This window comes from Selenomonas timonae (genome assembly GCF_014250475.1).
Taxonomy (GTDB): Bacteria; Bacillota; Negativicutes; order Selenomonadales; family Selenomonadaceae; genus Centipeda; species Centipeda timonae.
Genome location: NZ_CP060204.1, coordinates 1,987,681 through 2,013,199 on the forward strand (window position 1 = coordinate 1,987,681; position 25,519 = coordinate 2,013,199).

Here is a 25,519-nt window from a genome sequence, read left to right on the forward strand (position 1 = left end):
TTCACTCCTCTCCTGCATCCAGTTAGCTTACCGCAGACTTTGTATAGCCCGCATTGCTCTGCCACGTATAGCCGCCGCTCGGGCGCTCGCGATGGTACGCGCCCCATGCCGCAAGCGCCTCCCGATAGTCACGCCCCGTCGCCACAGGCTCGATGCGGACAGAGGGAAAGGACTCCCTCATCGCGTCGAGACTCATATCGTCGAGAAAGACATCTTCGCCCTCACGCAGCGCAGACGCGGGAATCAGTACACCATCCACCTCATGCGTGAGAGCGTTCAGCGCCTGCATAATATCGTGCCCCGTCAGAAGCCCCGATACATTGACCGTCGCACCGAAATGTTCATTCACGACAGGAAGAACATGAATGCGCCGCGCATCAGGGTCGAGCTCGCGCGCCAGCTGCTCCATCACGGGCGCAACTGCCGTACCGCTGACGACCGCAATGCGCGCCTCATCATCCTCATCATCCTCCTCATCCATCGCTGCGCCGGCCTTCACCCACTCCTCGATGAAATTGCGCGTCAGTCCGATTCCGTTGTCGAGCTGCGGGAATCCATCGTACATCTCTGCGGACGGCACCTCACGTCCCGCGAGGAAGTAGAATTCATCGCCGAGATAGATGAAGGTGCGCCCCTCCTCCGCACGCATGCGTTCCTGCCATGCTTCCACCTGATCGATCACGTGCGCAGCGCCCTCTCGGTCGAATTGGACAAGCGGAAAGGAATCGCTGCGGTGCTTCGTGAGCCCGACGGGCACGATGGCAAGTGAGAGGGCATGGGGACGGCGCGCGGTGATATCGCGAATTGTGCGTTCGAGCTCCTCCCCGTCATTCAGCCCGTAGCAGAGAACCACCTGCGTATGATAGTCCGCGCCCGCTGCCTCGAGTTTTGCGAGCTGTCCAAGGATATCCGCCGCGCCCTTATAGCGCAGCATCTCGGCACGCAGCACAGGATTTGTGCACTGAACCGATACGTAGAGCGGAGAGAGATGATAGCGCTCTATACGCGAAAAATCCGCCGCCCCCATATTCGTCAGCGTCACAAAATTACCGTAGAGAAAAGAAAGACGGTAGTCGTCATCCTTGACGGAGAGACTGTGGCGCATATCCGGTGCAATCATATCAACAAAGCAGAAATAGCAGTGATTGGCGCAGGGGCGAATCCCGTCAAAGACAGCATGCTCGAACTCCACGCCGAAGTCCTCATCGTAATCCTTATCGAATGCAATCAGCTCCTGCTCCCCATTTGCATGCTCCACGAGGAGCTCGATCTCCTCGTCCGCCATTGCAAAACTGAAATCAATGATGTCGCGCAGCGGCATATCGTTGACCGCGAGGATCTTATCCCTCGGCACAAGCCCCAGTTCCTCGGCAATGCTCCCTTCCAGCACGCGCAAGATAATGCCCGGATACATTCTCGCCATATTCCCCTCCTTTCCATTTCATGAAAAAGGAGTGATTTGCATCACTCCTTTATTGTTCTTATAAAGTTATTCGCAGTCCGACTTACTTCAGCCAATCGAGGTGAGCCTCGACCTGTCCCTCTGTATTTTCGCTGGCTTCCGCCTTCTCTGCCTGACGCTCATCGACATACTTCTTGATCTCTGCCGCATCTGCGTCACGCTTCGCCTTGGTGATCGAAAGCGAAATGCGCTTGCGCTTCGTGTCGATGCGGAGAACCTTAACCGTCACAACATCGCCCGTATGAACAGCCTCATCGGCACGCTCAATGCGCTTCTCGGCAAGTTCGCCCATCGGAATGAGACCGTCAAAGCCCGGCTCGATCTCCATGAACGCACCAAAGTCCGTCAGCTTGATGATCTTGCCTTCGATGAAGTCGCCCTCGGCGTACTGCTCCGCCTTCTCCACCCACGGATCCGGAAGCGTATCCTTCACCGAGAGGGAGATGCGCTTTGCATCGCGGTCGACGCTCTTGACAAAGACATCGAGCTCCTGCCCAACCTCGAGCACCTCAGAGGGATGCTTCACACGATGCCATGCGAGATCGGAGATATGCGCCAAACCATCCACGCCACCGATATCGATGAATGCACCGTAGTCGACAAGGCGCTTGACCGTGCCGCGGACAGTCTGCTCCGGCTCGATGACCGAGAACACAGCCTCTTCCTTCTCCGCGCGGTCACGCTCGAGAAGCTTGCGGCGCGAGAGCACAAGACGGCGCTTCTGAACGTCGATCTCGATGATCTCCGCCTCTACCGTCTGATCGACATAGACCGCGAGATCCTTGACGAAGTGCAGCTCCATCTGAGATGCTGGAATGAATCCGCGCAGCCCCATGACGTAGGCGACGAGTCCGCCCTTGACTTCTTTCGCAATCTTTGCCTCGACTGTCTCGCCCTTCTCCTGAATCTCCTCGATGACCTTCCATGCAGCCATCTTGTCGGCTTCCACCTTGGACAGGCTGCCGCCGTTGTCGCCGCCAAGCGACTTGATATAGACATCGATCACATCGCCGACCTTCACGACATCGCGTGCATCGTCCGGCGCAGGAACGGCAAGCTCCCTCTTAGAGACAGGAATCTCCTGCTTGTAGCCGATATCGATATACGCCTCGTCGCGGGATACCTGAACGACTTCCCCTTTGACAACCGTACGCTCCTGGATATCGGGCATATCTTCCTGTTCCAAAAGTTCCTTCATGCTCTGCTCTGACACTGTTTATAAACCTCCTTGATAATCCAGTCCGGTGTAGATGCACCGGCTGTAATACCAATTTTATTAACATGATTCATCCATTCGTCCTGCAGCTCTGCCACAGTTTCGATATGGTATGTTTTACATTTTGTTGCGCATAGCTGGGCAAGGCGCGTCGTATTCGCACTGTTCTTGCCGCCGATGACAAGCATTGCGTCAACCTTCTCGGCCAGCTCCAAGGCTGCTGCCTGACGCAGATCTGTTGCCGTGCATATGGTGCGTAGGATCTTGATCTCACGCGACTTTTCCAAAAGGCAGGACACAATGCTCTGAAACCGATCGCCTGAGAATGTTGTCTGTGAGACAATCCCGAGCTTTCCGATGCGCGGCAGTGCCTCTGCCTCCGCCTCTGTCTCGATAATATGAGCACCATGCCCCGTCCATTCGAAGATACTCTTGACCTCCGGATGATCCTTCTCTCCGACAATGACAACTGTATAGCCTTCCTCGGACAACAGTTTTGCAGAGAGCTGCGCCTTCTTGACGTGCGGACAAGTCGCGTCCACGAGTTCTAAACCGCGTGACTCCGCCTCCTCATACACCTTGGGTCCCACCCCGTGCGAGCGGATGATGACGAGGCCGTCATCCATCTCGTTGAGTGAGCCGACAGTGCCAACGCCCTCATTCTTGAGGCGCTCCACCATCTGTGGATTATGAATGATCGGACCAAGTGTACTGGACGAGCCATCCGAAGAGGCATTCTGACGGGCGATCTCAATGGCGCGCTTCACGCCATAACAGAACCCCAGATGTTCAGCTAAAATGACCTCCATAGACCTCACCAAAGCGTATATTGATTCTCAATGAATCGACACATACAGAATCCTATCCACACAATCTGTGTAACAGTATAACACGCCTGCCTCTCCCACGCAAATAAAATTTATTTTTTCCCTCACAAGTACGATCCACTGACAAAATTTCTCGCCGCGAGGAGGGCAATGAGTCCGAGGAGAACACTCAAAACGATGTAGAGAATGCCGATTGCGAGCCGCCCCTCCTCGATGAAGGTCAGGGTTTCCAGTGAGAACGTAGAAAATGTTGTAAAGCCGCCGCAGATGCCCGTCTGCAAAAAGAGGATGAGGCGCGGATCGATATCGCCGTGCCTGCCCGCAATGCCGACGACAAGACCGATTGCAAAGCATCCGATGATATTGACGGCGAATGTGGCGAGCGGAAATCCGCTGCCGAGTTTCGGAATGACCTGTCCGAGGAGATAGCGGCAAACGGCGCCAAGTGCACCGCCAAGCCCGACCGCAAGGATGTTCACTGCGCATCCCCCACACGTAGATGAGAGGTATCATTCATCAGAGTGACTACGGCAAAGCCGTCGTCCTCGAAGCGAATCTTATTGACCGCCGTATTGAGCTGAGAGAGATGCCAGATGGAGCGGATCGGCATGGAGAGAAGATCAGCGAGCAGGATGCGGATGGATGCGCCATGCGAGACGATCACAACGCGCTTCCCGCGCTCGTGTGCGACGATCTCACGCACGCGCCCCGCGACGCGCCGCTGAAACTCCGGAAACGGTTCGCTCTCAGGAATGTCCGCCTGCTCCGGATCGGTGTAAAAATTCTTCATGGCATTGGGATTCTCGGCGTTGACATCGTTGAAGTTGCGCCCCTCCCACGCCCCGAAGTTCAGCTCGCGCAGCTGCGGATCCGAAATGACGGGCAGCCCGAACCGTGCCGCAAGCGGCGCCGCCGTTTCCATCGCACGCGTGAGGTCGCTCGCATAGATTGCATCCACATGATCGACAATAAGATTTTTTCCGAGCGCCGCCGCCTGTGTGCGTCCCTCCGCCGAGAGCGGTACATCCGAATGCCCCTGAAAGCGTCCCGTCTTGTTCCACTCCGTCTCCCCGTGGCGTATGATGATGATTTCTGTCATATCCCCCTCCCCTTTCTGTATATCAAGACCTAATCTCACAGACAACGCCGCCTGAGATTAGCCGCGCAGTCTGCATATAACTGTAGTCTGCACCAAACTCTGCGGCAAGCTCCTGCGTCCTTCTCTCCACGTCCGATGCCTTCAGATCCGACGCCCACAGCGCGCCGACCACGGTGCCGCTGTGCGCTACGAGAACGCCAAGCCCTCCCTTGCTCTGTGCCGATCGAATGAACGCCTCCAGCTGCGGTTTTTCCAGATGTTCCTGATTGAGACGTGCGCTCACCGTCGCCGCCTGTCCGAGCAGGATTTCCTGTCGATGTCCCTCCGCGCGGAATGCCTGCCCCACCGTATCGAGCAGCTGTCGATATGCTGCATCCTGATTTCCACGGTTTCCCTTACTCTGATAATAGGCGATTGTATCCACTGTTCCGCCCACATCGAAGATGGAGACAGCGAGAAGTGGCACATTCGCATACTGTCCGAAAAGCTCCCCTGTCGTATGGCTGACGTGGGAGAGTCCTGCAAAAGCGATGCCGTCGCTCGGCTCGATCGAGATCGCAATGTCCATGATCTCACGCGCCGTCAGCTCCAGCCCGAAGGCACGCGCCGCCGCATAGGAGACGGCTGCAATATCCGCACTCGAGGATGCCATCCCCTTTCCCTGCGGAATCTGTGAATCGAGCCGTATACCAAATGGAAGGGAGTCCTTGCCAATATAGGCAAGCGTCCTCCGCAGAGCCTCCTCCGCCTTTTCTCCAAGCCCATGCACGCCCGTGAACTGATCTGAGACCGTCGCCACGGCATACATGCTGATGGGCGCGGTCACAAGAAATGGCGTCCCGTCGAGGACGCCTTCCACGAGTTCGCCGCAGGAAGCCGGCGCTTTTGCAATTATTTCCATAAAATCCCCCAAACATTCGGATATGATGACGCAAGTGAAAATACGGCGAGGACAAGGGTCTCCGTGAGTACGGTTGCCGCCCCGTAGACATCGCCCGTAACCCCGCCGAGGATATTGGTCATCGTACGGCAGAAGAGGAGCGCAAAGAGCGTGCCGAGTACAAGCGCAGCTGTGGCGAGCATACCCCACGGCAGGACGAGCACCGCCGTCGTCAGCGCGGCGATCACAGCGGTACTGCGATCCGCCATATCCGCGAACGTCTTGCCCATGCCGTCCTCACGCGCATAGGGAAAGCACGCAACGGCAAGCACCATCGCGAGCCTGCCGATGATCGGCATGACGAAGAGTGCAGGTACGAAGAGCATAGGCGCTAGGTCGGAGAGCAGCGCATACTGAACGAACATGAGCATGACAAACGACACGACGCCAAATGCGCCGACACGGCTGTCCTTCATGATCTCGAGCTTGCGCGCACGATCCCGCCCCGAGAACACGCCGTCCGCTGTGTCCATGAAGCCGTCCGCATGCAGCCCACCTGTCAATAGGAGCGGCAGGATGAGCAGGAGCGCGGCAGTCAGCGACCGCATTCCGAATGCATAGAGCAGCAGCCACGCAGCAAGCGCATAGCAAATGCCGAGCACAAGCCCGACGAGCGGGAAGAAGCGCGTACTGCGCCCGAAATCCTCCGCTGTCCACACGGTCTGTCTGACGAGATGAATGCGCGTGAGAAATTGAAGTCCGATCAGAAAAGAATTCATGAAGTGCCTCTAAACAGAGTAATACAGAGATAAGATATAGTAAAGCAGCAGATAGAGGACGGTCACGGTATACATGAGGCGGATTGCGCCGAGGATGTGCTTCGCCGTAATCTCCATATGCGCGTCTCCCATATAGGCGCGGAAGTGCCGCTCGCCAAAGTAGTAATTGACACCGCCGAGGCGGATGTGCAGCGCTCCTGCAACGGGCGCCTCCGCATGACCGCCGTTCGGACTCGGATGCCCTGCGGCGTCGCGCACGAGAATGTTCAGCGCGTTGCGCCCGTCATAGCCGAGCAGGAACGCCGCCATCACGAAGAGTATGCCTGTCATGCGTGCTGGAACAAAGTTCAACACATCGTCCACACGCGCCGCCATGCGCCCAAAGTAGAGATAGCGCTCGTTCTTATAGCCGAGCATGGAATCCATCGTATTCGCCGCGCGGTAGAGCACGGCAAGCGGAGCACCGCCAAGAGCAAAGAAGAAGAGCGGCGCGATTACGCCATCCACGGTGTTCTCCGCAACCGTCTCGATTGCCGCACGCGCGGCATCCGCCTCATCCAGCTCTGCCGTGTCGCGTCCAACGATGTAGCCGACGTGCTCGCGCGCCGCCGCAATGTCGCCCTTGACGAGCAGCGCATAGATGTCCTGCCCCGCCTTTGCCAGCATGCGCGGCGAGATGCAGAAGTAGAGAAGGATGACGCTGACGACATCCGCGCCCCAGGCCACGGGCAGCTGACGCGCCGCCAAGAGAAGCCCATCGGCAAACGCATAGGAAATGCAGAGCACAAGCAGTGTCAGGAGCGATCCCATCGCAAATTTCTGCGCGTCGCTCCCCCGCAGCGGATAGAGCAGCTTCTCCAAAAATGCAATCAGGCGTCCCAGCACAGCGACGGGATGCCATCGCGTCTGCGGATCGCCGAGCACAGTGTCGAGAAAGAACGCCGCCATGGCGATGAGGGAGGGCGAGATCATCTGCGCTCCTCCACGATTTCGCGCAGCTTCTCCATGTCGAGGCTCGTGCGCACCGTCTCGGCGAGGCGGTCATAGGCGCGCTCCTTCTCCGCACGGTAACGATACTGCACGGGCAGCTCTTCCCTGCCGCACCGCACGCGCAAACGGTTAAGCAGTGCGCGGCGGAAGTTGTCGTCATCGAATACGCCGTGGATGTACGTGCCCACGACAAGCCCATCCGCCGAGACCGCTCCGTCAAGCAGATCCACCGCCGTCCCCGCTGCCGAAACAATGCGGAACGGACGATGAACATCTTCGATAAAGCGCGTCTCCCCCATATGAATCTCATAACCGGGAAGCCCCGTGCCCGCAATCCGCATCCCCAAAAAGGGAAGGTCAGCGGACGCCGTAACCTGACGCAGACGCTTCGTCGCCGCAAAGCTCGTCTCAATCGGCAGATAGCCGAAGCCCGCCGTCTCATCGTGCTCGGACTCCGTATGCAGCGGGTCGCGCACAACACTCCCGAGCATCTGGTAGCCGCCGCAGATGCCAAAGAGCGGCGTCCCCTCTGTCACGCGCGCACGGATTGCATCCTCCAAGCCCGACTCGCGGATGTAGAGCAGATCCTCCGTCGTATTCTTCGATCCGGGGAGGAGAATGAGGTCGGGCATCCCGAGCTCACGCGGCGTGCCCACATAGTAGAGTGCGACATCCGGCTCGTTTGCGAGCGCATCAAAATCCGTAAAATTCGAGAGCTTCGGCGTACGAATGACGGCAATGCGCAGCTGATCGCTGTGCGCGGCGCCATCCCCATAGTGCTTCTCATCGAGCGATACCGAATCCTCCTCGTCAATGCCGAGCTGCTCGATATGCGGCACAACACCGAGCACGGGCTTCCCCGTCTTTTCCTCAAGGAAGTCGAGTGCAGGCATCAGTAGGGTCACGTCGCCGCGAAATTTGTTGATGACGAGTCCCTTGACGAGGGCACGCTCCTCCTCGTCGAGGAGTTCCAGCGTACCCACGAGGGAGGCGAGCGCGCCGCCGCGGTCGATGTCTGCGATGAGGAGGACGGGCGCGCGCAGATGCTTTGCAACGCGCATATTCACAATGTCATTTGCCTTGAGGTTGATCTCGGCTGGACTGCCCGCCCCCTCGATCACAAGCAGGTCGTAGTTTTCCTGCAAGACATCAAGGGCTTCCTCGACCGCGCCCCACGCCTTGAGCGAGTAGCCCTTGTGATACTCACGCGCGCTCATATTGCCGACTGGCTCGCCCATGATGATGACCTGCGACTGCGAATTCCCCGTGGGTTTCAGCAAAACGGGATTCATATGCACCTCGGGCGCAAGCCCCGCCGCCTCTGCCTGTGCAACCTGCGCACGCCCCATCTCGCGCCCGTCGAGCGTGACATAGGAGTTCAGCGCCATGTTCTGTGCCTTAAACGGCACGACGCGCTTCCCCTCCTGCCGAAAGATACGGCAGAGCGCCGTTGTCAATATGCTCTTGCCCACATGGGAGCTTGTTCCCATCAACATAATGCTCTTAGCCATCAGATCGCCTCCGCAATTTTCTTGATGTTCACGGGAATGCCGCAGGTGACGAGATAGACCTCTGCGGCGCTACGCGCAATCTGCTGATTCGCCAGCCCCGCCATATCGCGGTAGAGGCGTCCAAGCCGATGTTCGGGCACAATGCCCGCCCCGACCTCGTTCGTGACGAAAATCGTCGTTGCCTCCACCTCCTGCGCCGCCTGAATCAGCGCACCGATCCGCTCCTCCACATGGAGGACGAAGGAGTCACGCTCCTGCTCCTCCTCCGGATATTGGAGCATATCATTGCTCAGGAACATCGTAATGCAGTCAAAGAGAATCACGCCGTGCGACTTCCCCGCCGCGCGGATTGCGTTCTCAGAAAAAAAGGGCGCCTCATAGGTAGACCAGTTGGCAGGACGGCGCGCCTGATGGAGATCGACGCGCTGCTGCATCTCCGTATCGTAGACCTGTGCCGTTGCAATGTAGGCGACCTGTGCCCCAGCTGCGGCACAATGTGCGGCATAGCGCTCGGCAAATGCGGACTTGCCCGAGCGGACGCCGCCTGTCACGAGAGTTATCTGCCCCATCTGCGACACGCCTCCGTAAAATGCGCTGCGGCTTTCGTGCAGCCCGCAAAGTGCAGATGCAGATAGCTGCCGAGCGCATTTTTGTACGCATGCCCCGCAGCATACTGCGCGTTATTGCGCAGCTTCGTGAAGCGGAGCGGACGAACTGCCTTCGCGCCCTCGTCCGGCTCCTCCACGGAAAAGTGGAATTCATGTCCGTGAAGCACAAGCCCCGCCGCACCGAGCACGGTATCTGATGTCTGCTCCGCCTCCACATAGCCGACCATCTGCAGCTTTTCCGTCATGCGTGCGCGCGCGGGGAAGATGCTGACCATCTCATGTTCTGCCCCATCGAAGTCGATCAACGAACGCATCAGATACATATAGCCGCCGCATTCGGCGTAGATGGGCATCCCCGCCTCTGCCGCACGGCGGATCGAGGCACGCATCGCCGTATTCTCCGCCAGACGGCGCGCAAACATCTCGGGGAATCCGCCGCCGATGATGATGCCGTCCACATCGGGCAGTGCTTCATCGTGCAGGGGGCTGAACGTGACAATCTCCGCGCCGTGGGCCTCGAGTTCTGCGAGGCTCGCCGCATAGTAGAAGGAAAACGCCTCGTCGCGCGCCACGCCGATGCGGACGGAAGATACAGTATCCGTCCGCACGGGAGGGGCAACAGACAGCGGAGAGGCACTGCGGGCAAGTTCCAGAATTGCGTCCAGATCCAGCCCAGCCTCGACCCGCTGACCAACGGCGGCAATCGTCTCCGCCGCCGCGTGCTCCTCCACGGGCGTCAATCCGAGATGACGCTCGGGCAGTGCGAGCGCGGCGTCGCGACGTAGGGCACCATAGACGCGCAGATCGACGCCCTCCATCGCCATGCGCACCATCTCCTCATGTGTCTCGCTACCAAGGCGGTTGAGGAGCACACCCGCGAGATTGACCGTGCGGTCATAGACACGAAAGCCGAGTGCCGTTGCCGCCGCAGACGCTCCGACGGATTTTGCGTCTATGACGAGGAGGACGGGCGCATCCAGCGCCTTTGCAATCGCAGCCGTCGAACTGACGCCGCGCCGCCCGCCGTCATAGAGCCCCATGACGCCCTCGATGACGGCGATGTCCGCATCCGCGCATTCGCGCGCGAAGATCTCCGTCAGACGCTCCTCCGGCACGAGCCACGTGTCCAGATTATGCCCCGTGCGCCCGCTCGCCAGCTGATGATAGCCGAGGTCGATGTAGTCTGGCCCCACCTTGAAGGACTGCACGCGAAGGCCACGCGCGCGCAGGGCTGAGAGAAGCCCTGTCACGAGCGTGGTCTTTCCGCCGCCCGACTGCGTCGCCGCAATCACAATGCGCGGGATATTCCACTGCATGAATCCATCTCTCCTTAGGGACGCGTGTTGTCAATGAGATACATGAGCGCGTTGATCGCCGCAGCAGCAATCGGGCTGCCGCCCTTCGTGCCCTCGACGGTGATATAGGGAACGATGCCGTGTGATGCAAGCGCCGCCTTGGACTCTGCCGCGCCCACAAAGCCGACGGGAATGCCCACGATGCAGGCGGGACGGATACCCTCCTCACGCACGAGGCGCAGCACCTCAAAGAGTGCCGTAGGCGCGTTGCCGATAGCGACAATACTGCCGTCGAGCGCCTTGCCGAACTGGCGCATGGCAACCATCGAGCGCGTAATGCCCTCTTCCTTCGCACGGACGGCAACCTCTGGATCGGCAACCAAACAGTGCACCTCACCCCCGAAGGAGGCGAGCTTCTTCTTGTTGATGCCCGTGCGCACCATCTCGACATCCGTATAGATGTGCGCACCCGCCTTCAGTGCCTCGATGGCACGGTCAATCGCCTCGGGATGCACGCGCGTGATCGGCGCATAGCCGACATCGCCCGATGCGTGAATCAGGCGCGAATAGAGCTTCGTCTCGCGCTCATCCAGATGAAGTCCCTCCAGATAGGGGGCAATCAGCTCCATGCTGCGGTTTTCAATCGCCATTGGCTCCTTGATAAAATCCATGGTTAACTCCTATTTCTACGATTCGCTGACCGAATCGACAAATGCCTTTATTTCTTCATAGCTGTGTGCCAAATGTGGATAGGAAAGCACGGGACGGTCAATCACGACGACGGGCAGATTGAGATCCGCCGCCGCCTGGAATTTGGCATCCGTTCCGCCAATCGTCCCGCTGTTCTTCGTGATGATGACATCCGCTCCGTATTTCTCGTACATACTGCGGTTCAGTTCGCGCGAGAATGGTCCCTGCATCGCAATGATCTGCGCCGGCGTCAGCCCGAGCCCCTCACAGAGCGCAATGACCTCCGCCGTCGGCAGAACGCGTGCAATGAGAGTACAGTCCGTAAGTGGCTCCGCCTTTACAAAGCGCTCCAGATTGCGGCTGCCCGTCGTCAAAAAAATATTTTTCCCGAAGCGTGCCGCGACCTCTGATGCCTCCTCATAGGAGTGCACGAGATGCACATTCTCATACGAAATGTCCGTGAGGTCGCGCTCAAAGCGGATGTAGGGAATCCCTGCCGCAGCGCACGCCGTCATGGCGTTGCGCGAAACATTGACGGCGTAGGGATGGGTCGCGTCGACGAAGACGTGCACGCCGTGCTCTGTGAAAAATGCGCGCAGGCCATCCTCGTCGAGTGGTGTGTCATTGATGAGGAGGCGACCGCTGCCGCTCTCCCGCTGTTCTGCGAGGAGCTGCTGCCCGTAGGAGCTGACCACCGACGCCGCCACGTCATATCCCGCTACACAGAGGCGGCGCACAATCTCACGTCCGTCCTGTGTGCCTGCTGCCGTGAATATCAAAGCCCCGGCTCCCGTTTCTGATAGCCGCGCGGTGTAATCATCCAGTCGCCCACCGTGCGCGTCTTCGAGTTGCCGATGATGACGAGTGAGAACATATTGATGTCCTCCTTCGTAAACACACCGAGCGTAGAGATCAGCGTTGACTCATTTGCGCGGCTCGCACCCGTCACAATGCCGACGGGCGTCTCCGGTGCACGATGGCGCAGGAAGATCTCCTGCACGGCGTTGATCTGCCCCACGCGCTTATTGCTGCGCGGATTGTAGAGTGCCGTGACGAAATCCCCCTTTGCCGCGAGCTCCGCACGCTCCTGAATGATCTCCCACGGCGTGAGCAGATCCGAGAGACTGATGACAACGAAGTCGTGCATGATGGGCGCACCAAGGAGACCCGCCGCCGCGCTCATCGCCGAGACCCCCGGAATGACGCCGCCGAATTCGGGGCGCTCCGCCTCATCCATCTTCACGAGGAGTTCGAGGACAAGCCCTGCCATCCCATAGATGCCGGCATCGCCGCTCGAGATGACGACGACTGTCTCCCCCGCCGACGCCTCCTTGAGCGCCGCGCGGCAGCGGTCAATCTCCTGCGTCATGCCCGTATCGAGTACCTTTTTCCCTTCGACCAGCTCCGCAATGAGATCCACATAGCGCTTGTAGCCGACGACCGTCGTTGCTTCTTCAATCGTACGCCGCGCGCGGTAGGTCATATCGTCCAGACTGCCGGGGCCGATGCCCACAACACTTATTTTTCCCATAAGAGTGCCACCGTCACTTTCCCAAATGATGTTTTCCCGAGCGCCATGCGCCCGCCTGCTTTACCTGCCGCACAGAGCGCCGCCGCTTCGGATACATTCCCGACGCCGATCGTCTGTCGGACAAAATCGGACTCCTTTAACCCGTATTGTTCAATCATTGCCGCAAGCACCTCGTTCGGAAAGAAGCGTATCTCCCGTCCGAGCGTCTCCGCCGCCGCAAGCAGCCCCGCCTCATCGCGCTTGACCGTCGTGCTCGCGAGGAGATCGATGTCAGACGGCTCGCGGCCGATCATGCCGCACGCCTCGGTCAGCGCACGCAGGATCTTCGCCTCGGGGATACCCGCACGGCAGCCGACACCCGCAATGAGGCGGCGCGGCACGAGATACAGGGTGCGCGGAGCGTTTTCCTGCGGGAGGTCATCCGCTGCCGTGATAATGACGCGGTACTCATCCGCACCCACGGGCGGTATAGCACCGCGAAAGAGACGCGCCTGCACGTCCTCTGCGCGCAGCTGCGCCTCGTAGAATGCAGCATGGGGCAAATCGCTCGCAATGTAATACGCGATTTCCTTGCCCTCGAGCAGCGCCGTATTGAGCACCTGTATCGCCGATTTTGGCACGGGGCGCAGCGCAAGCCGCGCGGCAATCGCATCGGGTGCAAGCATGCCCGTCACATCCGTTGCCGTCGTAATGACGGGGTCTGCGCCCACCGCCGCGCAGAGGTTTCGCGTGAGTTCATTCGCGCCGCCGATATGCCCCGAGAGGAGGCTGATGCCGTGCCGCCCCGCCTCGTCAAAGACGAGGACGGCGGGATCGTATAATTTATTTTCCACATAGGGCGCAATCATGCGCACGACAATACCCGTCGCCATCACGCAGACGAGTGCATCATAGCGTGTGAACGCTTCACGCATGACATCTGCGAGGCGTTCAAAATACACGATGTCATGCTCCGTCGAAACAACACTGCCGCGCAGACGCTCGGGCAGATGCACCGTCACACCGCCCTCCACAGCGCACGCGAGGCGGTCTGCGAGAGCCGCACCGCCCACAGTGAGCGCAAAGAGCGCTGTTCTCATGCTTTCGCGTCCCTGAACATGTGTGAGAACTGCGGTGCGTAGAGCTGCGAAAGCTCATATTCTGTATTGAGGCAGTCCCCGACCACGATCATCGCCGTGCGGTCGATATCCTCCGCCTTTACCTGCTCCGCAATCGTCGCGAGCGTGCCGCGCAGAATCTTCTGCTCCGGCCATGTCGCACGCTGCACAATGGCAATCGGCGTGGTCTCCTCGTAGCCGCCCGCGATCAGCTCCGCCGCAACCTCCTCGATCATCGCAATCGAGAGGAAGATGCACATCGTCGCATGATGTGCCGCAAGGCTGCGCAGCTTCTCGCGCTCCGGCACGGGCGTACGCCCCTCGTTGCGCGTGATGATGACCGTCTGCGAGATGCCGGGCAGCGTATACTCCTGCCGCAGTGCCGCCGCCGTCCCGAGGAAAGAACTCACGCCCGGCACAACATCATAGTCGAAGCCGCGCTTCTCCCATGCGTCCATCTGCTCCTGTATTGCGCCGTAGATCGCGGGATCGCCCGTATGGAGGCGCACGGTCATCTTTCCGTCGGCTTCCGCCTGGGCGATGACCTCCACCACCTCGTCCAGCGTCATATGCGCCGAGTTGTGGATCTCCGCCCCTTCCTTACAGTAGTCGAGCAGCGCGGGATTGACGAGCGAGCCCGCATAGATGACGACATCTGCCTCCGCAAGATAGCGTGAGCCCTTCACCGTGATAAGTTCGGGATCACCGGGACCCGCACCAACAATATGGATCATATATATTCCTCACTTTCTCTGAGCAGTGATAATGTAAATGGGATTGAGCGCCTTTGCCATATCGTACGGGCCGACGCGCTCTAGTCGGCTGATCTGCACCTGTATTGCCTCGTAGGTATAGCGGTCTGCGTGTGCGTGGAAATAGTCCAGACAGGCAGCGACCGTCTGCATTGTAATCGCATTCGCCACAATGCGCCCGTTGGGGCGCAGCCGCTCCCCGATGATGTCCAGAATATCCGCGAGGCGTCGTCCACTGCCGCCAATCAGAGCCACATCCAACGCTGGCAGCCCCGCCAGTGCGTCGGGGGCAGTCCCCTCCACAACGGTGATATTTTCCACGGAGAACTTCTTTGCATTCTCCGCAATCAGCCCGATGCCCTCGGGGTTCTTCTCAATCGCGTACACGTGACCCGCAGGCGCGAGCCGTGCCGCCTCAATCGAGAGTGAGCCCGTCCCCGCACCGATGTCATAGACGACGGCATCGGGCGCAATCTGCGCCTTGACAAGCGTGAGGATGCGAATTTCCTCCTTCGTCATCGGCACCTTGCCGCGCACAAATGCCTCGTCCTTGATTCCAAGATTCATCAATATTTCTCCTCATGCGCGCAGACAATGATGACACCGTGCCCGATGCCGTCCGTGTCCGCCGCCTGACCTATCGTCATTTCTGTGATCTGCTCATCTGCATACGAAAGCCGCGTGCAAACATACATGGTGTCATCGCTGCTCCATCCGTGCGCCATCAAACGCGCGGCAATGGTCTGCGAGTTGTTCCGCCCATCCGTCAGCATGCCGAGCACAGCGCCCTCCGTGCGGAGAAGCTCTGCCTCATGCGGTTCACGCCCATGAAAGCTGAGAAGCCGCGCAGCGTGCCACGGCAGCGCCAGCCGCGCAAATGCCATCTGCAGGGAGCTGATCCCCGGGATGACCTCGATCTGCCCGATGGGAAAGCTGCGCCGCAGCGCGTCGAGCAGCGAATAGTAGCCGGGATCACCTGAGACCATGACGACGACATCATCTGTCGCGAGTGCATCGCGTATAAAGGAAAGTACGCCCGGAATATCCGCACCGATGGCGCACTCGCGCGCCCCGCTGTGCGAAAAATCCGCAAGCGCACGCTTCCCCCCGACAAGGATACGCGCATTTTCGATTGTTTTCTGTGCTTTTGGCAACAAATACGCAGAATCTCCAGGGCCGATGCCGACAACAATAATTTTATGGCTCACGGTTCAGTCTCCATCCATAGTCACGGGCAAAGGAAAGCGCCCGCGCATCCGCACCGAGAATATCCCCTGCAAAGTTCACCATCAGCGCGCCGACCTGAACTTTGCCGAAGAGATAGCGTTCCGCACGGACGTGCACGCGCTCGGCGATGACGGCACAAACACGCTCCGCAAGCCCTGCCGCAGCAATGACCTCCATTGCATCCTCCGTCGTATTCGACGCGAGTACGGCGCGTACCGCCTCCTGCGCCAGCCCCTCCGCTGCCGCATAGGCGGCAAGCGTCTCAAGGCGCGCATCCGCAACGCGGTTGTGCGTGTGAAATACGCCCGCCGCCATCTTCACGAGCTTGCCCGTATGCCCGAGGATGAGGATTTTCTCCGCGCCGCGCTCCGCCGCACGATCGAGCATAAAGCCGATGAAGTTGCTCGTCTCGATCAGCGCCGACTGCGAGACACCAAGCGAGAGCGCAATGCGCTCCCCAATCTTGCCGGGGACAAAGACAAGTACAGGCTCGCCTGCGGAAAGCGCTACGTCAATCTGCGGCACGAGGGAGTCCTTGAACGCCTCCTCCGACATCGGGCGGAGCACGCCCGTCGTCCCGATCACGGAGATTCCACCCTCGATGCCGAGCACGGGATTGAGCGTTTTCTTCGCCAGTTCCACACCCGCAGGGATGGAGATCGTCACGCGCGCGCCGACATCGGCACTCCCCGTCATCTCCTCCACGACATTGCGGATCAATGTCCGCGGCCCCATATTGATCGACGGCTCACCGACGGGGAGACTCATGCCACGCTTCGTCACCGTACCGACGCCCTCGCCCGCGCGGAATTCAATATCATCCGTTTCATCGACAAGCGCAAGCGTTGTAAAGACAGAGACACCATTCGTGATATCGGGGTCATCCCCCGAGAACTTCACGACCTCGGCGCGAATCCCCTCCGCCGTCTCGACAACATTCTTCACGGGAATCGTCAGCGGCGTGCCGTCAAGTGCCATCAGGCCGACCTCGTGCCAGTCCGCTCCCGCCATATAGAGAAACGCCGCCTTGACGCCCGCCGCCGCGCACGCCCCCGTTGTATATCCGCTGCGTAATTCGCCCTTTGCCATACAAATAAATCTCCACAAGAGAAAAACAGAGTTATTATAACATTCTTCCATGGAAATGAAAAGAGAGCGCCGTGTTTTTCACACAACGCTCTCGAAATATCCATCAAATGTGACGATAGAGTCCGATGACCTTGCCGAGAATCTGCACATCCGTCTCGTAGAACGGCTCCATCGAGTCGTTCTCCGGCTGCAGGCGTATGCAGGTCTTCTCGCGGAAGAAGCGCTTCACCGTCGCCGACTCGCCGTCAATCAACGCCACGACGATATCCCCGTTGTTCGCCGTCGGCTGCTGGCGCACGAGCACGAAGTCCCCGTCGAAGATGCCGACGTTGATCATGCTGTCGCCCTGTATGCGCAGCATGAATACATCCTCCGAGGTTCCAAGCAGCGCGCGCGGGAAGGAGAAGACCTCCTCGACGTTCTGCTCCGCGAGAATCGGCTCACCTGCTGTCACCGTGCCGACAAGCGGCACAGGGAGCGTACGCCCCCACGGGTTCTCGCCCATGATGTCGATCGCACGCGGCTTCGTCGCATCGCGTCGAATCGCGCCGTTCTCCTCGAGCATGGCGAGATAGCGATGTACGGTCGAACTGGACTTCAGTCCGACGGCTGTTCCGATCTCGCGCACCGAGGGCGGATAGCCCTTCTCGACCAAGAAATCCTTGATGTACTGCAAGATCTCGGATTGACGCCGTGTGGAGATTCTGGTTTTCTTCACGCTAATACCCCCTGACAGGTTCGTTCGTACACATATAGTCTTTTATATCATAGCATATGTACGTTCTAAAAAAAAGAGGGTTTTGAAAAAAAACATCAATTCGTATCAAATTTTTGTTCTGCATCGTGCAGAATACTGTCGCGGCGCTCCTTCGATGCGGCAAAATAATCGTGCACCGCCTGTCGATCCCCGCACTCAACCGCTGTGATGACCTCGCCGAGGATTGCCTGCAGCTCACGCAGCGAGTCCGCAATCGGCACGCCGTTCGTCATACAGATGTCCGCCCACATATCCGCGTTGGACGACGCAATGCGCGTGGTGTCCTTGAATCCGCCGCCGATGAGCTTCAGGCAGGAGTCCAGATCATCGCCGCTACGGTTCAGCAGTGTGACGAGCGCCGCCGCCGCAAGATGCGGCACGTGGCTGATAACGGCGGCGCAGCGGTCATGCTGTGCGAGATCAAGCGTCGTGAAGTTCGCGCGCGTATGCCTCAGGAGCGCCATCAATCGCTCTTTGACCTTCTGCGGCACCGTCTCGTCGTCGATGATGACATATGCTTTTCCTACAAAAAGGTCTTTCGTCGCCGCCTCGACGCCGCTCTTTTCACGCCCCGTCATCGGATGCCCCGGCACATAGTACACATGCGGGGGCAGAATCCTATGCAGAGCCTCGTAGATATAGCCCTTCGTGCTGCCTGCGTCGGTGAGGATCGCACCGTCTTTCAGATAGGGCAGGATGCGCTCGACCATCGGCACAATCTGAAGGACGGGCGGGCTGAGGTATACAATATCCGCCTCCCCCACCACTTCTTTCAGATCGGATGAGGCAAAGTCCACGGCACCGCACGCCATTGCCGCGCACATGGATGTCTCCGTGCGGCAGAGTCCTGTGATATGGATGTCCTCACCAAGCGCGTCCTTGAGCGCGAGCCCGAGCGAGCCGCCGATGAGACCGACGCCGATGATGGCGAGCTTTGTCTGCATCATGCGTGCCGACCGACTGCGGGGGCGATCTGACGCACCTCATCCATCAGCTGCTCGAAGTTGCGTGGAACAAGGCTCTGATCGCCGTCCGAAAGTGCGCATTCGGGGTGGCAGTGAACCTCAATAATGAGGCCGTCCGCCCCGACGGCAACGGAGGCACGCGCGAGCGGGCGCACCATCTGCCAACGCCCCGTCCCATGACTGGGGTCGGCAATGACGGGAAAATGTGTGAGCTCCTTGAGCGCCGCAACGGCGTTGAGATCCATCGTATTGCGCGTATAGGTCTCGTAGGTGCGGATTCCGCGCTCGCAGAAGATGATGTTCCCGTTCCCGCCCGCAGCAATGTACTCGGCGGCGTTCAGCCACTCGCTGATCGTTGCGGACAGTCCGCGCTTGAAGAGCACAGGCGTCTGCGTCCTGCCGAGTGCCTTGAGCATCTGGAAATTCTGCATATTGCGCGCACCGACCTGCAACAGATCGGCATACTCTGCGACGAGTTCGATGTCGTCCTTGTCCACGACCTCGGTCACGACGCGCAGATCGGTCTTATCCGCCACATCGCGGAGGATCTTCAGCCCCTCCAGCCCGAGTCCTTGGAAGTCATAGGGGCTCGTACGCGGCTTGAATGCACCACCGCGCAGGAATTGAGCACCGGCCGCCTTGACCTTGATCGCAACTTCATAGAGCTGATCGTAACTCTCGACCGAGCAGGGTCCCGCCATGATGGCAAGCTGCTCGCCGCCGACGGGGAAACCCGCGACGTCCACAATGGAGTTTGACGGATGGAAATCGCGGCTGACAAGCTTATACTTTTCTGTGATACGAACCGTTTTCTCAACGCCTTCCATCATGTTCATCTCAAGCCCCGCGATGATCTTCTTATCGCCAATCACACCGATGATAAAGCGATCCTCCCCCTTCGACAGATGTGTGCGAAGCCCTGCCTGTTCGATCTTCGCCGTGACCAGCTCAATATTCTCCTGTGTGGCTCTTGGATTCATAACGACAATCATAATGCGCCTCCATCATACCTTGATCATAGCAATTTCGTCACAGTTCGGATACTTCGGGCAGTCAATGCACTCTTTCCAAACCTTCTGCGGCAGTTCCTCCCGGCTGATGCGGATGAAGCCGAGCTTGCGGAAAAAGTCGGGCTTATAGGTGAGCGTGAACACCTTCTCGATGCCGAGCGCATCCCCCTCCGCGAGCAAGCGGCGCACAATCTCTGCACCGATCCCCTGCCGCGTATGTTCGGGCGCAATCGCCATCATGCGCACCTCGGCGAGCCGATCCCACATGATGTGCAGTGCTCCGACACCGACGACAGTGTCGTCTGCCTCCGCCACAACCATATCGCGGAGATTCTCATAGAGCGTATTGCGCGAGCGCGGGAGCATCTCTCCCTGTGCTGCATAGATATGCACGAGTCCGTAGATGGACTCAATATCATCAAACCGTGCCTTTCGGTAAATCATGCCCTCACGCGCCCTTCTCCAATGCAGTTAAATGGCACTCGGACAGACCGGTGCGAGCGGGCACTCCCCGCAGAGCGGCTTGCGCGCCTTGCAGCGCTGACGTCCGTGCAGGATCAGCCAGTGATGCGCATCGCTCCAATCCTCACGCGGGATTGCCTTTTGCAGCCCCTTCTCCACCTCGAGCGGCGTCTTGCCGACTGCAAGCCGCAGACGGTTCGCCACGCGAAAGACATGGGTGTCGACGGCAATCGCGGGTGCGTGAAAGGCGACGCTCATCACGACATTTGCCGTCTTGCGTCCGACGCCCGGGAGACGCTGCAAGGCCTCAAAGTCTGCCGGAACCTCGCCGCCATACTCCTGCAGGAGGATGTCACAGGTCTCCAAAATGTGTTTCGCCTTCATGCGGAAGAATCCGCAGTCGTGAATCGCTGCCTCGAGCTGTTCCTGCCCAAGCGCGGCAATTGCCTCCGGTGTATTCGCACGCGGAAAGAGTCTGCTCGTCACAATATTCACGCGCACATCCGTACACTGCGCTGAGAGAATCACCGCAATGAGGAGTTCGAACGGCGTCTTGAATTCCAGCGCAGGCTTTGCATTGGGATAGAGAGTGCGGAGGATGTGGAGCTGCTCCGCCTTGATGGCTTTCGTTACTCTCATATCAGTTCGTCAGCGACCTCGTAGGCGCCGGAATCCGCCCGCCGCGCGCAATGAAGGCTGCCGAGCTGAATCCGCTGCGCACGGGCACAATCGGCGAATAGCCGAGGAGCCCGCCAAACGATACGCCCTCGCCGACCTTCTTGCCGGGCACAGGGATGACGCGCACCGCCGTCGTCTTGTTGTTCACCATGCCGATTGCCGCTTCGTCCGCAATGATTGCCGCAATCGTCGCGGCGGGCGTATCGCCCTCGATTGCGATCATATCGAGCCCGACCGAGCAGACGCAGGTCATCGCCTCGAGCTTTTCAATCGAGAGGCTGCCGCGCTGTACGGCATCGATCATGCCCTCATCCTCACTCACGGGGATGAATGCACCCGAGAGCCCGCCGACGTGGGAACTCGCCATAAGACCGCCCTTCTTGACCGCGTCATTGAGCAGCGCCAGTGCCGCCGTCGTGCCCGGTGCACCGCACGCCTCCAGCCCCATTTCCTCAAGAATGCGCGCCACACTGTCGCCGACCTCCGAGGTCGGCGCAAGCGAGAGGTCGATGATGCCGAACGGCACACCGAGGCGGCGCGCAGCCTCGCGCGCAACGAGCTGCCCCACGCGCGTAATCTTGAACGCCGTGCGCTTGATCGTCTCCGCAATCTCCGTGAAATCCGAGCCCTTGAGATCCTCAAGCGCGTGCTTCACGACGCCGGGGCCGCTGACCCCGACATTGATGACGCGGTCACCCTCGGCGACGCCGTGGAACGCCCCCGCCATGAACGGGTTGTCCCCCGGCGCGTTGCAGAACACGACAATCTTTGCGCAGCCAATTGCCTCCTGTTCGCGTGTCAGCTCCGCCGTACGCTTGATCACATCGCCCATCTCGCGCACAGCATCCATATTGATGCCCGCCTTCGTCGAGCCGATGTTCACCGAGGAGCAGACAATATCCGTCGCCGCCATCGCCTGCGGAATCGAGTCGATGAGCACGCGGTCGCCGTGCGTCATTCCTTTTTCGACAAGTGCGGAAAAGCCGCCGATGAAGTCGACGCCAACCGTCTTTGCCGCGCGGTCAAGAGCCTCCGCCACGGGGACGAAGGAATCCGTCTGGCACGCGTCTGCCGCAATCGCAATCGGCGTGACAGAGATGCGCTTGTTGATGATGGGGATTCCGTACTCCGTCTCGATGTCCTCGCCCGTGCGCACGAGATACTCCGCCGAGCGCGTAATCTTCTCGTACACATTTTGACAGAACTTGTCAATGTTCGGATGCGGACAGTCGCGCAGGGAAATCCCCATCGTGATCGTACGCACATCCAGACGGTTTTCCGTAATCATCCGATTTGTTTCACGGATGTCGTCAAATGTAATCACTCTGCCGCTCCTCGCTCAAATGCTGTGCATGACCTGAAAGATCTCCTGATGTTGGAGCTTGATCTCCAGACCGCGCTCCTCGCCCTTCTTCCGCAGGAGTTCCTGCAAATCCTTCAGGCGGATCTCCGCATCATCCGGCATCTCGGCAATCATGACCATGTTGAAGAAACCGTCCATGATATTCTGATTCACATTCATGATATTCACGCGCTGCTCGGCGAGAATCCCGCTCACCATCGCCACAATACCAACCTGATCTCGTCCGACAATCGTCACAACCAGCTTCATCGTCGTCACTCCTCATCGAAAAAATAAGCATTCGCACCATTCGGAGCGAATGCGGCATAGCGTAAATTTTATCAGAAAATGCAGAGAGCGTCAATCATTACACAAATCAGTCATTCGAGCAAATACATCGCGAGCCCAGAACCGCTGCTTCTTCCGTCCCCGATGCCTTTGCACGGCAGATTGCCTGTGTCATCGTTCCCATCGGACAGATGACACACCATGCACGCGGACGATAGCGCAGCATCATCAAAATGCCGATGATTGCCGAGGTCAGCATGAGGCTGTAGAAGCCGAAGGCGAACTGTGCAGCCCACGGTGCGCCATCTCCGCTGTACGCCCAGCCCCACGGCACATCAAACAGCCAGAACAGTGTCACCGTCTCCCGCAGAGGAACACCTGCCGCCGCATGATAGCTTACAACCATCACATTGGCAAACATGGTCAGAAAGAACGCCAAGAATCCATAGCGGAAGCGCCGACTGCGCAGCCACATTGGCAGTTCATTTCGTGCGGAAAGATGCAGACGGCTGCCGAGCAGCTGAAAGAGCTGTCCACGATCACAGTAGTGATTGCAGTAATCCTTGTTTCCCGCTACCAAAGCAAAGGCGAGCGGTGTGAGAAAGCAGATCATACCGAGCCATGCGAACAGAATATTGACAAAGCCCAGTGAGAAATACACGATGGAGAAGATCCAAAAATATTGATACCATCGCTTGCCCCTCGTCCTCATGTGCACACCTCCATTCGTATGATCTCCGCCGGACACTCACGACTGCACATACCGCAACCGACGCAGCGTGCAGGATCGACCACCGCATAGAGCCCGCGCCTAACGGAGATTGCTCCACGTGGGCACACACTCTGACACGTTCCACAGGCAACGCAGCTTCCGCATTCAACAACAGGGAGTGGCCGCTTCCTCGTCCCCATGAGCCGCCCCCTCCTCGTCTGCCCCACAGAGCAGGGCACGCAAGATCTTTGCAACACGTTCATCCTTCAACTGATAGGCAACCTCGAGCCCGCTGCGTTCTCCACGGATCAGCCCCGCCTGGCGCAGCTTGCTCAGATGCTGCGATACCGTGGACTGCGGCGCATCCAGACAATCCTGCATATAGGAGACATTACAGCTCCCCTCACGCAGAAGCCGCCGCACAATACAGAGGCGTACGGGATGTGCCAATGCACGGAGAAATTCCGCAGCCTCCTCAAGACGCTCTCGATCCTCAATTACCATCTTAATTTCTCTCCTCATGCTGCATCTTCATGTAAGTATAGCCGCCAACCATATTTTTTACGGAAAACCCGTGTGCCCGCAGAATCTGCTCTGCAAGATAGCCGCGCAGCCCCATCTTGCAGCAGACGACGATCGGTACCTGCGGGTCGAATTCATGCAGACGCTCGCGCAGCCGAGGCAAAGGAATGCGCTGCGCTCCTGCAATCTCGCCCGCATGATATTCCTCCGGTGGGCGAACGTCGATGAGCCTTGCCCCTGCCGCAAGTTCCGCCGAAAGCTCGTGCGGGAGAAGCGGAATACTCCTGCCCAGCAGAATATTTTCTGCTGCATAGCCGGCCATATTCACGGGATCTTTCGCTGCGGAATACGGCGGTGCATAGGACAGCTCAAACTCTTCCAAATCCGCAACCGTGAGCGACCGCCCGATGGCAGAGGCAAGAACATCGATGCGCTTGTCCACGCCCTCTGCACCGATTGCCTGCGCCCCCAGTACAACACCATCCGAAAGACGGAAAATCAGCTTGAGTGCAAGCTCCTTTGCCCCCGGATAATAGGCCACATGATGGCGGGGGAAAATCACCGTAAAGCGATAATCCTTTCCGTATACCATCCCTGCTGACTGGAGGGCTCGCTCGTTCTGCCCCGTTGCCGCTGCCGTAAGACCAAATACCTTGAGCGCGGCAGTTCCCACTACACCGCGATAGGCACGCGCCTCCCCTGCCATACGATCCGCAGCCAGACGTGCCTGCCGATTCGCAGGACCTGCGAGCGGGAGTGCCGTCGCTTTTCCCGTCTGTGCGGAGCGAGTCAGCACCGCATCCCCAACAGCATAGACATGAGGGATATTGGTCTGCATATATTCATTGACAAGAATGTGCCCGCGCTCCCCGAGCGCAATGCCGCTCCCGTCGAGGAACGCGGTATCGGGACGCACGCCGATCGCAAGCGCGACGAAATCCCCATGTACCGTACGCCCACTGGAAAGACGTACGCAGATCCCACCGTCCTCCTGCTCCTCAAATCCGGCAACGCCATCCCCAAGTGCAAGCTCTACGCCGTGCCTACGCAGCTCATCCTCAAGCAGCGAAATCATATCTGTGTCAAAGATCGGAAGGATATGCGGCATCGCCTCGACCAGAGTAACAGACAGCCCTCGCTCACGCAGATTTTCCGCAAGCTCCACGCCGATGAAGCCGCCGCCGACCACAACAACGCTGCCGCCCGTACCGACGAGGGAACGAATGCGATCCGCATCCTGCACACTGCGCAGCGTCGCAATACGCGGATGATTGATGCCGGGGATTGGCGGACGCAGCGGCTTTGCTCCCGGTGAAAGCAGCAGCGCATCATAATTTTCCGTATATACGCCGTCCGCAGAGCGCACCTCTACGGTACGATTTTCCGTATCCACACGTGTGACCTCACTGCACACACGCACGTCGACGTTATACATCCCACGGAACTTCTCAGGAGTTTGGAGGAGCAAGTCCCCCCGCTCAGCGATGACATCGCCCACATAGTACGGAAGCCCACAGTTTGCAAAGGAGATATCCTCCCCACGCTCAAACAGAATGATCTCCGCTGTCTCATCCAGACGCCGCAGACGCGCGGCGGCCGTTGCTCCGCCGGCAACACCGCCCACAATGATATATTTGCTCACAACACCATCTCCTTCAATGCAATCGCTATATTCATATATTACGATATAACGATTATATTGTCAATAAAAAAGAGGACGATTTCCCTCC

At 58.8% G+C, this 25,519-nt stretch carries 30 protein-coding genes; all 30 read right to left on the bottom strand.

Annotation, left to right across the window (positions count from 1 at the left end):
- Window positions 1-22 precede the first annotated feature (22 nt).
- Complete coding sequence (locus H1B31_RS09530) at window positions 23-1,423, bottom strand: DUF512 domain-containing protein (protein WP_185980145.1); 1,401 nt, start codon at window positions 1,421-1,423, stop codon at window positions 23-25.
- An 82-nt stretch (window positions 1,424-1,505) separates the two neighbouring features.
- Window positions 1,506-2,660 carry a 30S ribosomal protein S1 gene (gene rpsA, locus H1B31_RS09535; protein ID WP_185981280.1) on the bottom strand — a complete coding sequence of 385 codons (1,155 nt, stop codon included), beginning with the start codon at window positions 2,658-2,660 and terminating at the stop codon, window positions 1,506-1,508.
- Entirely contained in the window at window positions 2,657-3,487 is an 831-nt protein-coding gene (gene ispH, locus H1B31_RS09540; RefSeq protein WP_185980146.1) for a 4-hydroxy-3-methylbut-2-enyl diphosphate reductase, read from the bottom strand. The genes rpsA and ispH overlap by 4 nt, the downstream gene beginning before the upstream one ends.
- A 122-nt stretch (window positions 3,488-3,609) precedes the next feature.
- The gene (gene crcB, locus H1B31_RS09545; RefSeq protein WP_185980147.1) at window positions 3,610-3,984 is read right to left on the bottom strand and encodes a fluoride efflux transporter CrcB; all 375 of its coding nucleotides are present in this window, start codon (window positions 3,982-3,984) and stop codon (window positions 3,610-3,612) included.
- Window positions 3,981-4,604: a histidine phosphatase family protein gene (locus tag H1B31_RS09550; RefSeq protein ID WP_185980148.1), complete on the bottom strand. Its 624-nt coding sequence runs from the start codon at window positions 4,602-4,604 to the stop codon at window positions 3,981-3,983. Before H1B31_RS09550 ends, crcB begins: the two co-directional genes overlap by 4 nt.
- A gap of 22 nt (window positions 4,605-4,626) precedes the next feature.
- Complete coding sequence (locus tag H1B31_RS09555) at window positions 4,627-5,505, bottom strand: GHMP family kinase ATP-binding protein (protein ID WP_185980149.1); 879 nt, start codon at window positions 5,503-5,505, stop codon at window positions 4,627-4,629.
- Window positions 5,496-6,263, bottom strand: a complete 768-nt coding sequence (cobS, locus tag H1B31_RS09560) for an adenosylcobinamide-GDP ribazoletransferase (RefSeq protein WP_185980150.1) — start codon at window positions 6,261-6,263, stop codon at window positions 5,496-5,498. The genes H1B31_RS09555 and cobS overlap by 10 nt, the downstream gene beginning before the upstream one ends.
- A gap of 9 nt (window positions 6,264-6,272) precedes the next feature.
- Window positions 6,273-7,235 (bottom strand): adenosylcobinamide-phosphate synthase CbiB, encoded by a 963-nt coding sequence (gene cbiB, locus H1B31_RS09565; protein ID WP_185980151.1) that lies wholly within the window; start codon window positions 7,233-7,235, stop codon window positions 6,273-6,275.
- On the bottom strand, window positions 7,232-8,764 hold the full coding sequence (locus tag H1B31_RS09570) for a cobyric acid synthase (protein WP_185980152.1): 1,533 nt from the start codon (window positions 8,762-8,764) through the stop codon (window positions 7,232-7,234). Before H1B31_RS09570 ends, cbiB begins: the two co-directional genes overlap by 4 nt.
- Complete coding sequence (gene cobU, locus H1B31_RS09575; protein WP_185980153.1) at window positions 8,764-9,333, bottom strand: bifunctional adenosylcobinamide kinase/adenosylcobinamide-phosphate guanylyltransferase; 570 nt, start codon at window positions 9,331-9,333, stop codon at window positions 8,764-8,766. Before cobU ends, H1B31_RS09570 begins: the two co-directional genes overlap by 1 nt.
- Window positions 9,321-10,688, bottom strand: coding sequence for a cobyrinic acid a,c-diamide synthase CobB (locus H1B31_RS09580; protein WP_185980154.1), 1,368 nt, complete (start codon window positions 10,686-10,688; stop codon window positions 9,321-9,323). The genes cobU and H1B31_RS09580 overlap by 13 nt, the downstream gene beginning before the upstream one ends.
- 14 nt (window positions 10,689-10,702) lie before the next feature.
- Window positions 10,703-11,338, bottom strand: coding sequence for a precorrin-8X methylmutase (locus H1B31_RS09585; RefSeq protein WP_185980155.1), 636 nt, complete (start codon window positions 11,336-11,338; stop codon window positions 10,703-10,705).
- A gap of 15 nt (window positions 11,339-11,353) precedes the next feature.
- Window positions 11,354-12,136: a precorrin-6A reductase gene (cobK, locus tag H1B31_RS09590; RefSeq protein ID WP_185980156.1), complete on the bottom strand. Its 783-nt coding sequence runs from the start codon at window positions 12,134-12,136 to the stop codon at window positions 11,354-11,356.
- Window positions 12,133-12,888, bottom strand: coding sequence for a precorrin-3B C(17)-methyltransferase (gene cobJ / locus H1B31_RS09595; protein WP_185980157.1), 756 nt, complete (start codon window positions 12,886-12,888; stop codon window positions 12,133-12,135). The genes cobK and cobJ overlap by 4 nt, the downstream gene beginning before the upstream one ends.
- Window positions 12,876-13,967, bottom strand: a complete 1,092-nt coding sequence (locus H1B31_RS09600; protein ID WP_185980158.1) for a cobalt-precorrin 5A hydrolase — start codon at window positions 13,965-13,967, stop codon at window positions 12,876-12,878. The genes cobJ and H1B31_RS09600 overlap by 13 nt, the downstream gene beginning before the upstream one ends.
- On the bottom strand, window positions 13,964-14,719 hold the full coding sequence (gene cobM / locus H1B31_RS09605) for a precorrin-4 C(11)-methyltransferase (protein WP_185980159.1): 756 nt from the start codon (window positions 14,717-14,719) through the stop codon (window positions 13,964-13,966). The genes H1B31_RS09600 and cobM overlap by 4 nt, the downstream gene beginning before the upstream one ends.
- Window positions 14,720-14,728: 9 nt before the next feature.
- Window positions 14,729-15,304 carry a precorrin-6Y C5,15-methyltransferase (decarboxylating) subunit CbiT gene (cbiT, locus tag H1B31_RS09610; protein ID WP_185980160.1) on the bottom strand — a complete coding sequence of 192 codons (576 nt, stop codon included), beginning with the start codon at window positions 15,302-15,304 and terminating at the stop codon, window positions 14,729-14,731.
- The gene (cbiE, locus tag H1B31_RS09615) at window positions 15,304-15,945 is read right to left on the bottom strand and encodes a precorrin-6y C5,15-methyltransferase (decarboxylating) subunit CbiE (RefSeq protein WP_185980161.1); all 642 of its coding nucleotides are present in this window, start codon (window positions 15,943-15,945) and stop codon (window positions 15,304-15,306) included. The genes cbiT and cbiE overlap by 1 nt, the downstream gene beginning before the upstream one ends.
- Window positions 15,935-17,053: a cobalt-precorrin-5B (C(1))-methyltransferase CbiD gene (gene cbiD / locus H1B31_RS09620; RefSeq protein ID WP_185980162.1), complete on the bottom strand. Its 1,119-nt coding sequence runs from the start codon at window positions 17,051-17,053 to the stop codon at window positions 15,935-15,937. Before cbiD ends, cbiE begins: the two co-directional genes overlap by 11 nt.
- A 103-nt stretch (window positions 17,054-17,156) precedes the next feature.
- Window positions 17,157-17,771, bottom strand: a complete 615-nt coding sequence (gene lexA / locus H1B31_RS09625) for a transcriptional repressor LexA (protein WP_009440056.1) — start codon at window positions 17,769-17,771, stop codon at window positions 17,157-17,159.
- Between the two features lie 95 nt (window positions 17,772-17,866).
- On the bottom strand, window positions 17,867-18,757 hold the full coding sequence (locus H1B31_RS09630; RefSeq protein WP_185980163.1) for a prephenate dehydrogenase: 891 nt from the start codon (window positions 18,755-18,757) through the stop codon (window positions 17,867-17,869).
- Window positions 18,754-19,767, bottom strand: a complete 1,014-nt coding sequence (gene aroF, locus H1B31_RS09635; RefSeq protein WP_185980164.1) for a 3-deoxy-7-phosphoheptulonate synthase — start codon at window positions 19,765-19,767, stop codon at window positions 18,754-18,756. Before aroF ends, H1B31_RS09630 begins: the two co-directional genes overlap by 4 nt.
- A gap of 12 nt (window positions 19,768-19,779) precedes the next feature.
- The gene (locus tag H1B31_RS09640; RefSeq protein ID WP_009656727.1) at window positions 19,780-20,229 is read right to left on the bottom strand and encodes an N-acetyltransferase; all 450 of its coding nucleotides are present in this window, start codon (window positions 20,227-20,229) and stop codon (window positions 19,780-19,782) included.
- 27 nt (window positions 20,230-20,256) lie between these two features.
- Window positions 20,257-20,886 carry an endonuclease III gene (gene nth, locus H1B31_RS09645; protein ID WP_009656721.1) on the bottom strand — a complete coding sequence of 210 codons (630 nt, stop codon included), beginning with the start codon at window positions 20,884-20,886 and terminating at the stop codon, window positions 20,257-20,259.
- Between the two features lies 1 nt (window position 20,887).
- The gene (locus H1B31_RS09650; protein WP_185980165.1) at window positions 20,888-22,249 is read right to left on the bottom strand and encodes a PFL family protein; all 1,362 of its coding nucleotides are present in this window, start codon (window positions 22,247-22,249) and stop codon (window positions 20,888-20,890) included.
- 15 nt (window positions 22,250-22,264) lie between these two features.
- Entirely contained in the window at window positions 22,265-22,537 is a 273-nt protein-coding gene (locus H1B31_RS09655) for an ACT domain-containing protein (protein ID WP_009656698.1), read from the bottom strand.
- Window positions 22,538-22,643: 106 nt separating this feature from the next.
- On the bottom strand, window positions 22,644-23,267 hold the full coding sequence (locus H1B31_RS09660) for a 4Fe-4S binding protein (protein WP_185980166.1): 624 nt from the start codon (window positions 23,265-23,267) through the stop codon (window positions 22,644-22,646).
- Window positions 23,264-23,530, bottom strand: a complete 267-nt coding sequence (locus H1B31_RS09665) for a 4Fe-4S binding protein (protein WP_318842520.1) — start codon at window positions 23,528-23,530, stop codon at window positions 23,264-23,266. Before H1B31_RS09665 ends, H1B31_RS09660 begins: the two co-directional genes overlap by 4 nt.
- Window positions 23,433-23,771: an ArsR/SmtB family transcription factor gene (locus H1B31_RS09670; protein WP_185980168.1), complete on the bottom strand. Its 339-nt coding sequence runs from the start codon at window positions 23,769-23,771 to the stop codon at window positions 23,433-23,435. The genes H1B31_RS09665 and H1B31_RS09670 overlap by 98 nt, the downstream gene beginning before the upstream one ends.
- 1 nt (window position 23,772) lies before the next feature.
- Window positions 23,773-25,431, bottom strand: coding sequence for an FAD-dependent oxidoreductase (locus tag H1B31_RS09675; RefSeq protein ID WP_185980169.1), 1,659 nt, complete (start codon window positions 25,429-25,431; stop codon window positions 23,773-23,775).
- Window positions 25,432-25,519 lie beyond the last annotated feature (88 nt).

Excerpts from the sequence above, each read along its gene's own strand:
- cbiT (WP_185980160.1), bottom strand. The coding sequence starts at position 15,304 with ATGAATCTTGGAATCAAGGACGAGGCATTTGTGCGCGGCAAGGTGCCG.
- cbiB (WP_185980151.1), bottom strand. The coding sequence starts at position 7,235 with ATGATCTCGCCCTCCCTCATCGCCATGGCGGCGTTCTTTCTCGACACT.
- H1B31_RS09600 (WP_185980158.1), bottom strand. The coding sequence starts at position 13,967 with ATGAGAACAGCGCTCTTTGCGCTCACTGTGGGCGGTGCGGCTCTCGCA.
- ispH (WP_185980146.1), bottom strand. The coding sequence starts at position 3,487 with ATGGAGGTCATTTTAGCTGAACATCTGGGGTTCTGTTATGGCGTGAAG.
- rpsA (WP_185981280.1), bottom strand. The coding sequence starts at position 2,660 with ATGAAGGAACTTTTGGAACAGGAAGATATGCCCGATATCCAGGAGCGT.
- cobU (WP_185980153.1), bottom strand. The coding sequence starts at position 9,333 with ATGGGGCAGATAACTCTCGTGACAGGCGGCGTCCGCTCGGGCAAGTCC.
- H1B31_RS09580 (WP_185980154.1), bottom strand. The coding sequence starts at position 10,688 with ATGCAGTGGAATATCCCGCGCATTGTGATTGCGGCGACGCAGTCGGGC.
- H1B31_RS09640 (WP_009656727.1), bottom strand. The coding sequence starts at position 20,229 with ATGATTTACCGAAAGGCACGGTTTGATGATATTGAGTCCATCTACGGA.
- cobS (WP_185980150.1), bottom strand. The coding sequence starts at position 6,263 with ATGAATTCTTTTCTGATCGGACTTCAATTTCTCACGCGCATTCATCTC.
- H1B31_RS09585 (WP_185980155.1), bottom strand. The coding sequence starts at position 11,338 with ATGGATTTTATCAAGGAGCCAATGGCGATTGAAAACCGCAGCATGGAG.
- nth (WP_009656721.1), bottom strand. The coding sequence starts at position 20,886 with ATGAGAGTAACGAAAGCCATCAAGGCGGAGCAGCTCCACATCCTCCGC.
- H1B31_RS09630 (WP_185980163.1), bottom strand. The coding sequence starts at position 18,757 with ATGATGCAGACAAAGCTCGCCATCATCGGCGTCGGTCTCATCGGCGGC.
- H1B31_RS09665 (WP_318842520.1), bottom strand. The coding sequence starts at position 23,530 with ATGAACGTGTTGCAAAGATCTTGCGTGCCCTGCTCTGTGGGGCAGACG.
- H1B31_RS09555 (WP_185980149.1), bottom strand. The coding sequence starts at position 5,505 with ATGGAAATAATTGCAAAAGCGCCGGCTTCCTGCGGCGAACTCGTGGAA.
- H1B31_RS09670 (WP_185980168.1), bottom strand. The coding sequence starts at position 23,771 with ATGGTAATTGAGGATCGAGAGCGTCTTGAGGAGGCTGCGGAATTTCTC.
- H1B31_RS09530 (WP_185980145.1), bottom strand. The coding sequence starts at position 1,423 with ATGGCGAGAATGTATCCGGGCATTATCTTGCGCGTGCTGGAAGGGAGC.
- cobM (WP_185980159.1), bottom strand. The coding sequence starts at position 14,719 with ATGATCCATATTGTTGGTGCGGGTCCCGGTGATCCCGAACTTATCACG.
- H1B31_RS09660 (WP_185980166.1), bottom strand. The coding sequence starts at position 23,267 with ATGAGGACGAGGGGCAAGCGATGGTATCAATATTTTTGGATCTTCTCC.
- H1B31_RS09570 (WP_185980152.1), bottom strand. The coding sequence starts at position 8,764 with ATGGCTAAGAGCATTATGTTGATGGGAACAAGCTCCCATGTGGGCAAG.
- cobJ (WP_185980157.1), bottom strand. The coding sequence starts at position 12,888 with ATGGGAAAAATAAGTGTTGTGGGCATCGGCCCCGGCAGTCTGGACGAT.
- H1B31_RS09655 (WP_009656698.1), bottom strand. The coding sequence starts at position 22,537 with ATGAAGCTGGTTGTGACGATTGTCGGACGAGATCAGGTTGGTATTGTG.
- cbiD (WP_185980162.1), bottom strand. The coding sequence starts at position 17,053 with ATGGCAAAGGGCGAATTACGCAGCGGATATACAACGGGGGCGTGCGCG.
- H1B31_RS09550 (WP_185980148.1), bottom strand. The coding sequence starts at position 4,604 with ATGACAGAAATCATCATCATACGCCACGGGGAGACGGAGTGGAACAAG.
- aroF (WP_185980164.1), bottom strand. The coding sequence starts at position 19,767 with ATGATTGTCGTTATGAATCCAAGAGCCACACAGGAGAATATTGAGCTG.